Raw genomic sequence first — 12137 nt, 5'->3', positions numbered from 1 at the left:
GTCTCAGGCGTTGGCGAGCTCGGCGGCCTTGTCGGCGCCCTCGTCCATGGTGGCGGCCAGGGTGACGAGCGGGTGCGCGTACTCGGCGAGGATCGCGCGACCCTCGTCGACGCGGTTGCCGTCGAGACGCACGACGAGCGGCTTGGATGCCGTGGCACCCAGCGTCTCGAGGGCACCCTTGATGCCGTTGGCGACGGCGTCGCACGCCGTGATGCCACCGAAGACGTTGACGAACACGCTCTTGACCTGCGGGTCGCCGAGGATGACGTCGAGGCCTGCGGCCATGACCTCAGCCGAGGCGCCGCCGCCGATGTCGAGGAAGTTGGCGGGCTTCACGCCGTTGTGGTTCTCACCGGCGTAGGCGACCACGTCGAGCGTCGACATGACGAGTCCTGCGCCGTTGCCGATGATGCCGACCTCGCCGTCGAGCTTCACGTAGTTGAGACCGGACGCTTTGGCCTTGGCCTCGAGCGGGTCGGCGGCGTCCTTGTCCTCGAGCGCCTCGTGCTCGGGGTGACGGATCTCGGAGGCGTTGTCGTCGAGCGTGACCTTGCCGTCGAGCGCGATGATGTCGCCCTCTTCGGTGCGGACCAGCGGGTTGACCTCGACGAGCGTCGCGTCCTCACCCTTGTAGACGTCGAAGAGCTTCACGAAGACGTCGGAGACCTTCTCGACGAGGTCTTCGGGGAAGTTCGCCGCGCGAGCGATCTCGACCGCCTTCTCCTTGTCGATGCCGGTGAGCGGGTTGACCTCGACGCGCGCGAGCGCCTCGGGACGCTCGACGGCGAGTTCCTCGATCTCCATGCCGCCCTCGACCGAGCAGAGGCTCAGGTAGGAGCGGTTGGCCCGGTCGAGCAGCACGGAGAAGTAGAACTCCTCGGCGATGCGTGCACCCTGGGCGACCATGACGCGCTTGACGACGTGGCCCTTGATGTCGAGGCCGAGGATGGCCTTCGCTGCCTCGTAGGCCTCGTCGGGGGTCTTGGCGACCTTGACGCCGCCCGCCTTTCCACGGCCGCCGGTCTTCACCTGAGCCTTGACGACGACCACGCCGCCGATCTTCTCGGCTGCCGCCCTCACCTCTTCAGGAGTGTCCGCGACGATGCCGGCGAGGACCGGCACTCCGTACTTCTCGAAAACGTCTCGTGCCTGGTACTCGTACAGATCCACTGTGGTTCCTTCACTGGGCTGCTGTCTGGTAATTCTCTCGATGTCGAGACATCGACCAGTCCCCCAGCCTACTACCTCCGCCCGAGAGCTCCCGCGGCGCACCCTGCCCGTATACCGGTCGGTTCCCGCGGATTGCACCCCCGATTGCGCTATCGCGCGGACGATCTAGGCTTTCGCTATGCGAGACTTCCCCGAACCGCGCGCCGCCGTCGTCGCCGCAGCCCTCGAGCTCTTCCAGGATCAGGGGTTCGACCAGACCTCCGTCGAGCAGATCGCCAAGGCGGCCGGAGTCTCGCGATCCACCTTCTTCCGGCAGTTCGGCGGCAAGGAGGACGTGGTCTTCGCCGACCACGAGGTGCTCCTGGAACGGCTCAGGGAGTTCCTCGCGGAAGGACATGACGACCCCTGGGGCGCCGTGTGCGCGGCATCCGAATCCGTCTTCGCCCACTTCGCGCACGATCCGGAGCTCGCACGACGCCGCTACCAGATCGTGCGGCAGGTCCCGGTGCTTCGCGAGCGCGAGATCATCACGGTCTTCCGCTACGAGCGACTGTTCGACGACTACCTGCGCGGCGCCCTCCCCGGCGTCGATCCCCTGGACGCCGTCGGCTTCGCCGCGCTCGTGACGGCCGTGCACAACCACGTCCTCCGCCAGCTGCTCCGCGGCAAGAAGAAGGTGCCGCTGGCGACGCTGCAGACGGCACTCGCCGACGTGCGCCGCCGCTACGGCGTGGGAGTGGATGCCACGGCCGGAGCTCCCGACGATGTCGTCGTCGCGGTGTTCCCGCGCTCGATGCCGATCGCCGAGGTGACCAGGAGACTGCGGTCCGAATTGGACTGATGTTCGCGGGTCGTGGGACCGAGTATCGAAGAGTACGATACTTGGTGCCACGAAGGAGTACCCATGAGCATCGAAGCCCCCCTCCCCGGCGAGCGTGTCTCGTCGTATGACATCACCGGCCGCCAGGACAGCGACTACTACGCCGTCTTCGCCGACATCCCCGCCGCCGACCGCGAGGCGTGGGACCGCGCGAAGGCCTACGTCGACGAGGTCGCTCCGCAGATGGCGGATGCCTGGGACCGCGCGGAGTACCCGCTCGACGCCGCCCGTCGCATGGGCGAGATGGACCTCGTCGTCGACGGCATCGACCACCCATCGCTGACGCACCTCTCCCCGCTGGCCGCAGGTCTCGTCAACATGGAGATCTCCCGCGGCGACGGCTCACTGGGCACGATCCTCGCCGTGCAGGGCGGCCTCGCGCTGCGCACTCTGGCGCTCTTCGGCTCCCCGGCCCAGCAGGAGAAGTGGCTGACGGCCCTCGCGGACGGCTCGGTCCTCGGATCCTTCGCGCTCACCGAGCCCGACCACGGATCCGACTCCGTCTCGCTGGAGACGGTCGCCCGGCGCGACGGCGACAGCTGGATCATCCGCGGCGCGAAGAAGTGGATCGGCAACGGCGCCTCCGGCGGGATCACTTTCGTGTGGGCCCGCGTCGACGATGAGACGGCCGCCGAGCACGGCGCCGTGCGCTGCTTCCTCGTCGAGCAGGACACCCCCGGATACACCGGCACCGTCATCCGCGGCAAGGCGTCGCTGCGGGCGATCCACCAGGCGCACATCCGGCTCGACGACGTGCGCGTCCCCCTCGACGCGGTGCTTCCCGGCGCTGCGAGCTTCAAGGACGCATCGACCGTGCTGTACGCGACGCGCTCCGGCGTCGCGTGGTCGGCGCTCGGCCACGCCACCGCCTGCTACGAGGCGTCGCTGGCCTACGCCAAGGAGCGCGTGCAGTTCGGCAAGCCCCTCGCGAAGTTCCAGATGGTGCAGGAGCGCCTGACGCACATGCTCGAGGACCTCACGGCCATGCAGCTGTACTGCCGTCGCATGGCCGACCTCGAGAACGCCGGAGATCTGCGACCGACGCAGGCCTCGCTCGCGAAGTTCCACAACACGCGCGCGGCGCGCCGGGTGGCGTCGACCGCGCGCGATCTGTTGGGCGGCAACGGCATCCTGCTGGAGAACGGCGTGATGCAGCACATGGCCGACATCGAGGCCATCCACACCTACGAGGGCACCGAGAGCGTGCAGGCGCTGCTGCTCGGCCGCGACATCACCGGGATGAGCGCGTTCGCCTGATCCGCTGCCGGCCGCCAGCGATCCTGACGCATCATGCAGATGAGCCGGTCCCGCCCGTCCCAGCTCGGAACCCGCACGAATCCGCGGGATTCGTAGAGGCGCACGGCTGCGGCACGCCAGTCCCAGACCGACAGGCGCACGGGGCCTTCGGCTGCGGCGACAGCGGCGTCGAGAAGAGCGGAGCCGATGCCGCGGCCACGAGCGGCGGGCGCCGCCCAGAGACGCTTGATCTCGGCCGCGCCGTCGAGCCGCGCCAGGACGACGACCCCCATCGTCACCTGGTCGACGTCGGCGAGGAGCACGGGGAAGCCGGCGTACGCGGCGGCAGGGTCGTCGAACTCGGCGCGATATCGCTCAGGGAGCGCATCGCCGCCGTCGTGCCGCGGCGCGAGTCCCTCTCGGCGCTTCTCCGCCTCGGTCTGTCGGAGGTAGGCGCCGACGGCGGCGGACACGACGACGGCATCCGGTCCGGAGAGATCCGCCGGACGGATCACGGGAGCGGAGGCATCCACTGCCATGCCCGGGCTCCGGGTCAGCTGCAGCCGCAGGCGCCGGCCGGCGTCTTGACCATGAAGCAGACGTCGCACACGCCGTAGTCGCGATCGGCCACGGGCGTGGGCGCACGCTCGCCACGAGGAGCCGAGACGCGCGGCGTCGTCGTGCGCTTCGGCTTGGGCTGCGCGATCGGCATGAACTCGGTCGGGTGATTGACGTAGAAGTACGGCGCACGCCCCTCGCTCGGCTGCAGGCGCAGCGGAGCCGCGCCGATCACGAGGCGCTCGTCTTCGGTGAATCCGTTCGTGTAGGTGCGTCCGATGTGAAGGGAAGCCCCTTCACCACGACGGATCGCCTCGATGTAGCGACCGCGGTCGATGTACGAGCTGATGCCGATCGCCTCGACGATGGCCGTGATGAACGCGTAGTTGGAGATGTCGATGCGGTGCGCGCGCAGCGCTTCGTTGAGCGAACGGTATGGACGGGAGGTGCCTGCGGGGGTCGGCCCCTGTACTTCTTTCATCCTCTCCAGGATCGCACGTCTGAGCGCCGGCTTCGACCGCTTCTCTGCCGCTGCCGTGCAAGACTGGCGTGATGGCACGGGCGACGATCATCGGCGCAGGTCCCAACGGACTCGCGGCCGCCGTCGCGCTCGGACGCGCCGGCTACGACGTGCACGTGCTCGAAGCCTCCGACACGGTCGGCGGAGGCATCCGGACGCAGGAGTCCACGCTCCCGGGATTCCGGCACGACGTGTGCTCGGCCGTGCATCCCGCGGCCGTCTCGTCGCCGTTCTTCCGGGCATTCGGACTCGCCGAGCGCATCGAGTGGATCCATCCGGAGATCTCCTACGCCCACCCGCTCGACGGCGGACGCGCCGCGATCGCCTGGCACGACATCGAGCGCACGGCCGCAGGGCTGGGCGTCGACGGGCAGGCATGGCTCGCCCGTGTGCGGCCGTTGAGCACGCGCATCGAGGGTCTCGTCGACTTCACCGGCAATCAGCTGCTGCGCGTTCCGCGCGACCCGGTCACCGCCGCCCGCTATGCGATCAGGATGCTGGATCAGGGCACGCCCTTGGCCGGACGCGCATTCCTCGGCGATGCGGCCGCCGCCCTGATGTCGGGAGTCGTCGCGCATGCGAACTCTCCGCAGCCGACGCTCCCGGGCGCCGCCGCCGGGCTGCTCCTCGCCGCGTTCGGCCACGCCGGCGGCTGGCCGTACCCGCGCGGCGGCGCGCAGCAGATCGCCGACGCGCTGATCGCCGACATCGAGTCCTACGGCGGGACCATCGAGTCAGGCGTCCCTGTCACCGACCTGCGGCGGCTCGACTGGGGCGATCCCGCGCGGGGCGATCTGCTGCTGCTCAGCACCTCGCCGCGCCTCGCCCTCACCCACGCCGATGTGCCCGCCGCCTACGCCAGGGCGATCTCGGCCTACCGCTACGGCGCGGCGGCGGCCAAGGTGGACTTCGCACTCGACGGCCCGATCCCGTGGACGAACCCCGACGTCCGACAGGCGCCGACCGTGCACCTGGGCGGCACGCGCGCGGAGATCTGGGCCAGCGAGAACGCCGTCGCGGCCGGACGCGTCAGCGAGCGCCCGTATGTGCTCGCCGTGCAGCCCTCGGTGCTCGACCCCTCGCGCGCGCCGAAGGGCAGAGCAGTGCTGTGGGCGTACATCCACGTGCCGAACGGATCGGATCTCGACCCCACCGAGCTGATCACCGCGCAGGTCGAGCGCTTCGCACCCGGTTTCCGCGACCTGATCCTCGCGCATCACGCCGTGCCGGCATCTTCGCGCGAGGCGATCAATCCCGCGGAGATCGGCGGAGACATCTCGGGCGGAGTGTTCGACATCCGGCAGGCGCTGCGACGGCCGACGCTGTCGCCTGTGCCGTGGCGGACGCCGATGCGCGGGGTCTACCTGGCCTCGGCATCGACTCCTCCCGGTCCCGCGGTCAACGGCATGGCCGGCTGGCACGCGGCGCGCACCGCCCTGCGCGATGCGGGGACGCCGACGGACCTCGGCGACCTGTTCGCCTGAGCCGGTCCCCCTTCCGCCGCACGACCCCCGCGGCCAGGATGGGACCATGCGCTACGACATCCCCTCCCCGATGCTCGCGAAGGCCGTCCCGGCGGTGCCCGACCCGGCGAAGACGCCCGGCGGACTGCTGTACGAGCCGAAGTGGGACGGCTTCCGCGGCCTCATCGCGTGGGACGGCGAGACGGTCGAGATCGGCTCCCGCGGCGCGAAGCCGCTCACCCGGTACTTCCCCGAGCTCGTGGAGGCCATCCCGGCGCTCCTCCCCGGCCCGTGCCTCCTCGACGGCGAGATCGTCGTCGCCACCGGACCGCAGGGCGCCCAGCGCCTGGACTGGGAGGCGTTGAGTCAGCGCATCCACCCCGCGGCCTCCCGCGTCGCCAAGCTCGCGGCGGAGACGCCCGCCATGTTCATCGCGTTCGACCTGCTGGCGTACGGGGACGACGATCTGCTCGGCCAGTCCTTCGAGACCCGCCGCGCCCGTCTCGAGACCGTGATGGATGCCGTCGAGCATCCCCTGCACATCACACGCACCACGCGTGACCGCGACGCCGCCGTCCGCTGGCTCGCCGAGTTCGAAGGCGCGGGCCTCGACGGGGTCGTCGCCAAGCCGCTCGATCAGCCCTACGCCCCCGGCAAGCGCACCCTCTTCAAGATCAAGCATGCGCGCACGGCCGATGTGGTCGCGCTCGGCTACCGGATCCACAAGTCCGGTTCGGGCGTCGGCTCGCTGCTCGTGGGACTCCACGACGACGACGGCACCCTGCGGCAGGTCGGCGGCGTCGCCGCGTGGAGCGATGCGCGTCGGCAGGAACTGGTCGAGGAGCTCGCGCCCCTCGTCGAACGCGACGAGAGCGGCGACGCGGTCACCGGCGAGGGCGAGCGGTCACGGTTCAGCGGCGCAAAGGACGTGTCGTTCGTGCGGTTGCGCCCGGAGCGCGTGCTCGAGGTGCGCTACGACCAGCTCGAGGGCGCGCGCTTCCGCCACACCGTGCAGTTCGAGCGCTGGCGTCCCGACCGCGATGCCCGCTCCTGCACCTACGACCAGCTCGACACGGTCGCCGGCTACGACCTCGCCGACGTATTGTCCTGAGGCCGCGTCAGTCGCCTCACGGCAGCAGTTCGATCATTTGCGGTCGCGCCGATCCCGTGCTTGCTGGCGGACTCGTGTGCTTTCACGCCGCCGACGCCGTCAGCGCGTCGCGGATGACCTCCGAACGGGTCTTTCCTTCACGCTGAGCACGCGCATCGAGGGCCGCGATCTCGTCCAGCGTGAGACGCAGAGCGACGACTTGAGACGGTTCGGCGCCCCGCCCTGGGCGTCCGCGTCCGCGTCGCTTCATCGCCTCGACGTCGTAACCCGCCTCGGCTTCGGCCGCCCAAGCGGCGATCTGTTCCTCTGTGACGGGCTTTCCGTTGATCGTCTCTCGCGCTGCCATGTCATTAATGTATGACGAAAATGCCTGAGGATCAACGGTCAATCATCAATCGGATTGCCCTCGGCATCCCAGTTGCCGGCGACCTTCTTGCTCGGCTGCACACGCGGCGGCTCCCCGGGCATCTTCGGGAACTCCGGCGGGAAGGACAGCTCACCGAGCCCGTTCTCCTTGTCGCGCTCCCACCACTCGAGCAGGGTGTCGATGCGTCCCGGCGAGGTCTGCATGTCCGCCCAGGGATCGCCGACGTCCGCGAGCCGCTGCGGGATGCTGCGCACCGTGAACACGGTCGGGTCGAGCCCGTCGAGCTCCTCCCACAGGACCGGCGTCGAGACGGTCGCACCCGGCAGGGCACGTGGACTGTAGGCCCCGGCCATCGTGCGGTCCCGGTTGGCCTGGTTGAAGTCGACGAAGATCCGCTCCCCGCGCTCCTCCTTCCACCAGTTCATGGTGACCTGCTCCGGCATCCGGCGCTCCAGCTCCCGCCCGGCGGCGATCACGGCATGACGCACGTCGAGGAACTCATGCGTCGGCTCGATGGGGGCGAAGATGTGCAGACCGCGGTTGCCGCTGGTCTTGGCGAACGCGTCGAGGCCGGCCTCGCGAAGCACCTCGCGCAGCGTGTGTGCGGCGGTGACGGCATCCGCGAAGTCCGTTCCCGGCTGCGGGTCCAGGTCGATGCGCAGTTCGACGGGGTTGTCGGCATCCGTCGCCAGCGACGCCCAGGGATGGAACACGATCGTGTTCATCTGCACGGCCCAGACGATCGCACTGGCGCGGTTGAGGACGATCTGCGGATGCTGGCGCCCGCTGTTGTAGGTCATCATCTCGGCGTCGACGAAGTCAGGCGTGCCCTTCGGCGGGTTCTTCGAGAAGAACCCCTCCTTCCGCGGCTTTCCCGCCGCTTCGATGCCGTCGCGGAAGCGCTCGAGGGACACGGCCCTGTTGCCGTTCGCGTTGAGGAATGGGATCGACACCGACTGCACGTACTCGGCGAGCTCGGCCTTGGTGATGCCGAGGTCCGGCCACACCACACGGTTGGGGCTGGAGAGCACGACCTCGCGCTCTCCGTCGGAGTCGGCGACGGTCAGGGTCACGCGTTCGGAGGCCATGCTCCGACCCTAGGGTGCCGACGGATTCCGGGGAAGACCGCGCTCAGTCGTCGAGGTCGACCGCGAGCACCAGGACCGGTGCGAGCGCGTCGCGCTCGACGACGATCGACGGCCCCGCGGTGTCGACGATCACGCCGGCCATCTCGGCGTGACTCGAGAGCACCTTGGCGAGCTGCTCGGGTTCGAACGGCAGCGGGCGATCGCCCCGGCCGAGCGCGATGACCTCGAGCGGATGCGAGAAGAGCTGCAGGAACCGCCGACCGTCGGTGGTCTGCGCCTCGGCGATGCCGATCTGACCGGTGCCGGTGCCGTCGTTCACGGCCACCCACATGCGCTTCGACGCGAGCGCCTCCCCGACCTTCACGGCGGAATCCTGTTCCCGCGGCGCGGCGAGGAGCGACTTGACCGTCATGTCGACGTCGGCCTGATCGAGCGTCTTCTGCAGCAACTCGGTCGGGAACACCACGCGGTGCGGTGCGGAGGCGTTGTCCACGATGAGACCCGCGAAGTCGCCGGACACCACCTGCTGCAGCACGGAGGTGACCGGCTGCGCCACCGCCGAGCTCGCGGCGGGATCGTCTTCCAACTGCACCGAGTCGCGCACGGCGGCAGCGGAGCTGAACGCGAGCATGAACTGGCGCTCGGCATCACGGACGACCGCGACCGCGAGCGGCTTGCCCTCGCTGATCTGCGTGCGCGCGTCGCCGATCACGCGGATGTACAGGTGCCCCTGCAGAGCCTGGCGCATGACGCCGAGCAGCTGCTCGTTCGTCGCGCCGGCCTCGACCTCCTTGAGGGCCTCGCGGAGCAGGACGTTGTCCTTCATCCCGGCGATGGTCTCGGTCTGCTCGGGCGGCAGGCTCGGAGCGAGCGGGAGCCGCCGGTCCTGCGGAATCGCGAGCTGCGGGGCGGGCTGCGCCGCCGACGGCCGCGGAGTCGGCAGACCCGACGGGGCCGACGGAGAAGCGGATGCCGCTGCCCCGGGCGCCGCCTCGGCGTCGGGCAGAGCGACCTCGGGGCCGGCTTCCTCACCGACACCGCGGAACGCCTGGACGGAGATGCCGATCGTGGGCGCCGCGGCGACCGGTTCGGCGACAGCCGTCTCGGCTGCGTCGTCGGCGGGCGTGCGCGATTCGGTCTCGGGGGCGTCTGCTGCCGGGGCGACGGCGTCGTCGCTGGACTTCTTGCGGCGGGAGAAGAGGGCCATATGAGCCAGCCTAACCCGCTCGCGAGCCCTAGATCTTCTCGATCGGCGCGACCTTGATGAGCAGCTTCTTCTGCCCCGCGGTGTCGAAGCGCACGTGCGCGATGCGCTTCGCTCCCTCACCGGTCACGGCATCGACCCTGCCCTCGCCGAAGTCGACGTGACGGATGCGATCACCTGCGGTGAGCTCGAGGTCGCCGTTGTCGCGCATCTTGGCGGTGACGCGGTTGGGGAACTTGTCCATCGCTGTCGAGAGCGGCTTGAGCGAATCCCTGCCCGGCAACGCCTTGACGCCGAACCGGTCGCCCGAACCCGAGCCCGATCCGCCGAATCCGCCGGAACGACGCGCGTTCAGGGCACGCGACTGCATGCCCCCACGCGAGTTGACGTCGCCCGGCGACTGGCGCCAGTCGATCAGCGCCGCGGGGATCTCCTGCAGGAATCGACTGGGCATCGCGACCGTGACCTCGCCGAACTGCGCCCTGGTCATCGCGAGCGAGAGGTGCAGCCGCTTGCGGGCCCGGGTGATGCCGACGTAGAACAGTCGACGCTCCTCCTGGGGGCCTCCGGGCTCGCCCGCCGAGATGCGATGCGGGATGAGGTCTTCCTCGACGCCCGTGACGAACACGGCGTCGTACTCGAGGCCCTTCGCCGTGTGCATCGTCATCAGGGAGACCGTTCCGGACTCGTCGTCGAGGTCGTCGGCATCCGACACCAGCGCGACCTCGGTGAGGAAGTCGACGATCGTGCCCTCGGGGTTGTTGCGCGCGAAGTCGCGGGCGACGGCGACGAACTCGTCGAGGTTCTCGACGCGGGCCTCGTCCTGCGGGTCGCGGCTCGCCCGGAGCGAATCGAGGTACCCGCTCTTCGAGAGCAGCAGGCTCAAGCCGTCGGCGACGGTGGTCGGGGCCGGGAGCTCGCCGGATGCCGGGAGCATGATCGCCGTGGCCTCGGCGAGAACGGCGTCGAGGTGCGCGATCGCGGCCTGGATCTTCGGGCCGAAGCCGAGTTGCGCCGAGTTGGCCAGGGCATCGCGGAAGCTGATGCCGTGCTCCTCTGCGAAGCGAGCGATCGCGGTCTCCGTGACGTCGCCGATGCCGCGGCGCGGCTTGTTCAGGATGCGGCGCACCGACATCTCGTCGGCCGGGTTCGCGACAGCGACGAGGTAGGCGAGCGCGTCCTTGATCTCGGCGCGCTCGTAGAACTTCGTGCCGCCCATGATCTTGTACGGCACCGCGGAGCGGATGAAGATCTCCTCCAGCGCGCGGGACTGCGAGTTGGTGCGGTAGAACACGGCCATCTCGGAGTACGGCATGCCGGCTCGGCGCAGCACCTCGATCTCGTCGGCCACGAACTGCGCCTCATCGTGCTGCGAGTAGCCGGTGAAGCCGATGATGGCGTCGCCGTCGCCCTTGTCGCTCCAGAGCTTCTTGTCCTTGCGGTCGAAGTTGTTGCCGATGACGGCGTTCGCCGCGGACAGGATGTTCTGGGTCGAGCGGTAGTTCTGCTCGAGCAGCACCACCCGCGCACCCGGGAAGTCGCGCTCGAACTCGCTGATGTTGCGGATGTCGGCGCCGCGGAACGCGTAGATCGACTGGTCGGAGTCGCCGACCACCGTGAGCGAGGCACCGCCGAGGGCGGGCGTCGTCTCGGGTTCGAAGATCATCATGCCGTTCGAGGCATACGGATCGGGAGCGTCGGAGGAGACCGGCCTCGTCAACTCGTGGATCAGCGCGTACTGCGCGTGGTTGGTGTCCTGGTACTCGTCGACCAGGATGTGCCGGAAGCGGCGCCGATAGGTGTCGGCGACCTGCGGGAAGGCACGGAAGAGGTACACCGTCTGACCGATGAGATCGTCGAAGTCGAAGGCGTTGGCCTTCTGCAGCTGCCGCTGGTAGTCGGCGAACAGCTCGACGAAGATGCGCTCGGTCGGGTCGCTCATGTTGGCCTGGCGGGCGTACGACTCGGCATCGGAGAGCTCGTTCTTGAGCTTCGAGATGCGCGACTGCACGGAGGCCGGGGTGAGGCCGTAGGCATCGGCCTCGTGCTCCTTCACGAGGCGCTTGATGAGCGCGCGCGAGTCACCCGAGTCGTAGATCGTGAACGTCTTCGTGAACCCGAACTGCTCGGCCTCGCGGCGCAGGATGCGCACGCACGCGGAGTGGAACGTCGAGATCCACATGCCGCGCGCGGCGTCGCCGATGAGTCCGGCGACGCGCTCGCGCATCTCGCCCGCAGCCTTGTTCGTGAACGTGATCGCGAGGATCTGGCTCGGCCACGCCTCGCGGCCGCGGAGCAGCGACGCGATGCGGCGCGTGAGCACGCTCGTCTTGCCGGATCCGGCGCCCGCGACGATGAGCAGCGCGGGTCCGCGATAGGTGACGGCTTCGAGCTGCTGCGGGTTCAGTCCGGCGAGGAGGTCGTCCTGTCCCTCGGCCCCTGCGGAGCGGGGACCGGCGGTTCCGGGGACGATGAGGGGAGCTTCGGTCATGGCCTTATGAGTCTAGGCCGCGGCACCGACACCGCGGCACGGCGACGAC

The 12137-nt window shown here is 69.5% G+C and carries 11 protein-coding genes; 4 read left to right on the top strand and 7 right to left on the bottom strand.

Annotated elements, in window-relative coordinates; genetic code table 11:
* Nucleotides 1-3: 3 nt before the first annotated feature.
* The gene (gene sucC, locus DC434_RS07375; protein WP_045252498.1) at nucleotides 4-1170 is read right to left on the bottom strand and encodes an ADP-forming succinate--CoA ligase subunit beta; all 1167 of its coding nucleotides are present in this window, start codon (nucleotides 1168-1170) and stop codon (nucleotides 4-6) included.
* Nucleotides 1171-1348: 178 nt separating this feature from the next.
* On the opposite strand from sucC, the gene DC434_RS07370 reads away from it, so the two are divergent.
* Nucleotides 1349-2011 carry a TetR family transcriptional regulator gene (locus DC434_RS07370; RefSeq protein WP_116634615.1) on the top strand — a complete coding sequence of 221 codons (663 nt, stop codon included), beginning with the start codon at nucleotides 1349-1351 and terminating at the stop codon, nucleotides 2009-2011.
* 63 nt (nucleotides 2012-2074) lie between these two features.
* Nucleotides 2075-3307: an acyl-CoA dehydrogenase family protein gene (locus DC434_RS07365; RefSeq protein WP_116634614.1), complete on the top strand. Its 1233-nt coding sequence runs from the start codon at nucleotides 2075-2077 to the stop codon at nucleotides 3305-3307.
* On the opposite strand, the gene DC434_RS07360 is transcribed toward DC434_RS07365, so the two are convergent.
* A complete protein-coding gene (locus DC434_RS07360; protein WP_116634613.1) occupies nucleotides 3235-3825 on the bottom strand; it encodes a GNAT family N-acetyltransferase in 591 nt (196 codons plus the stop codon). The genes DC434_RS07365 and DC434_RS07360 overlap by 73 nt on opposite strands.
* A 14-nt stretch (nucleotides 3826-3839) precedes the next feature.
* Nucleotides 3840-4325, bottom strand: a complete 486-nt coding sequence (locus DC434_RS07355) for a hypothetical protein (RefSeq protein WP_116634612.1) — start codon at nucleotides 4323-4325, stop codon at nucleotides 3840-3842.
* A 71-nt stretch (nucleotides 4326-4396) separates the two neighbouring features.
* Here DC434_RS07355 and DC434_RS07350 point away from each other — a divergent pair, with 71 nt between their 5' ends.
* Nucleotides 4397-5848, top strand: coding sequence for an NAD(P)/FAD-dependent oxidoreductase (locus DC434_RS07350; protein ID WP_116634611.1), 1452 nt, complete (start codon nucleotides 4397-4399; stop codon nucleotides 5846-5848).
* Between the two features lie 46 nt (nucleotides 5849-5894).
* The gene (locus DC434_RS07345; RefSeq protein ID WP_116634610.1) at nucleotides 5895-6938 is read left to right on the top strand and encodes an ATP-dependent DNA ligase; all 1044 of its coding nucleotides are present in this window, start codon (nucleotides 5895-5897) and stop codon (nucleotides 6936-6938) included.
* A gap of 82 nt (nucleotides 6939-7020) precedes the next feature.
* On the opposite strand, the gene DC434_RS07340 is transcribed toward DC434_RS07345, so the two are convergent.
* The 4 genes from DC434_RS07340 to DC434_RS07325 are packed head-to-tail and all read right to left on the bottom strand — an operon-like array spanning nucleotide 7021 to nucleotide 12088.
* On the bottom strand, nucleotides 7021-7284 hold the full coding sequence (locus DC434_RS07340) for a ribbon-helix-helix domain-containing protein (protein WP_116634609.1): 264 nt from the start codon (nucleotides 7282-7284) through the stop codon (nucleotides 7021-7023).
* Between the two features lie 38 nt (nucleotides 7285-7322).
* Nucleotides 7323-8393, bottom strand: a complete 1071-nt coding sequence (ligD, locus tag DC434_RS07335; protein WP_116634608.1) for a non-homologous end-joining DNA ligase — start codon at nucleotides 8391-8393, stop codon at nucleotides 7323-7325.
* Between the two features lie 43 nt (nucleotides 8394-8436).
* Complete coding sequence (locus DC434_RS07330; RefSeq protein ID WP_116634607.1) at nucleotides 8437-9600, bottom strand: SseB family protein; 1164 nt, start codon at nucleotides 9598-9600, stop codon at nucleotides 8437-8439.
* A gap of 28 nt (nucleotides 9601-9628) precedes the next feature.
* Nucleotides 9629-12088: a UvrD-helicase domain-containing protein gene (locus DC434_RS07325; protein WP_116634606.1), complete on the bottom strand. Its 2460-nt coding sequence runs from the start codon at nucleotides 12086-12088 to the stop codon at nucleotides 9629-9631.
* Nucleotides 12089-12137 lie beyond the last annotated feature (49 nt).

Source organism: Microbacterium sp. TPD7012 (assembly GCF_003075395.1).
GTDB lineage: Bacteria > Actinomycetota > Actinomycetes > Actinomycetales > Microbacteriaceae > Microbacterium.
The sequence above is the reverse complement of the archived record's forward strand: the minus strand, read 5'-3'. Positions and strand labels throughout refer to the sequence as shown.

Excerpts from the sequence above, each read along its gene's own strand:
- DC434_RS07370 (WP_116634615.1), top strand. The coding sequence starts at position 1,349 with ATGCGAGACTTCCCCGAACCGCGCGCCGCCGTCGTCGCCGCAGCCCTC.
- DC434_RS07365 (WP_116634614.1), top strand. The coding sequence starts at position 2,075 with ATGAGCATCGAAGCCCCCCTCCCCGGCGAGCGTGTCTCGTCGTATGAC.
- DC434_RS07360 (WP_116634613.1), bottom strand. The coding sequence starts at position 3,825 with ATGGCAGTGGATGCCTCCGCTCCCGTGATCCGTCCGGCGGATCTCTCC.
- DC434_RS07355 (WP_116634612.1), bottom strand. The coding sequence starts at position 4,325 with ATGAAAGAAGTACAGGGGCCGACCCCCGCAGGCACCTCCCGTCCATAC.
- DC434_RS07350 (WP_116634611.1), top strand. The coding sequence starts at position 4,397 with ATGGCACGGGCGACGATCATCGGCGCAGGTCCCAACGGACTCGCGGCC.
- DC434_RS07345 (WP_116634610.1), top strand. The coding sequence starts at position 5,895 with ATGCGCTACGACATCCCCTCCCCGATGCTCGCGAAGGCCGTCCCGGCG.
- DC434_RS07340 (WP_116634609.1), bottom strand. The coding sequence starts at position 7,284 with ATGGCAGCGCGAGAGACGATCAACGGAAAGCCCGTCACAGAGGAACAG.
- ligD (WP_116634608.1), bottom strand. The coding sequence starts at position 8,393 with ATGGCCTCCGAACGCGTGACCCTGACCGTCGCCGACTCCGACGGAGAG.
- DC434_RS07330 (WP_116634607.1), bottom strand. The coding sequence starts at position 9,600 with ATGGCCCTCTTCTCCCGCCGCAAGAAGTCCAGCGACGACGCCGTCGCC.
- DC434_RS07325 (WP_116634606.1), bottom strand. The coding sequence starts at position 12,088 with ATGACCGAAGCTCCCCTCATCGTCCCCGGAACCGCCGGTCCCCGCTCC.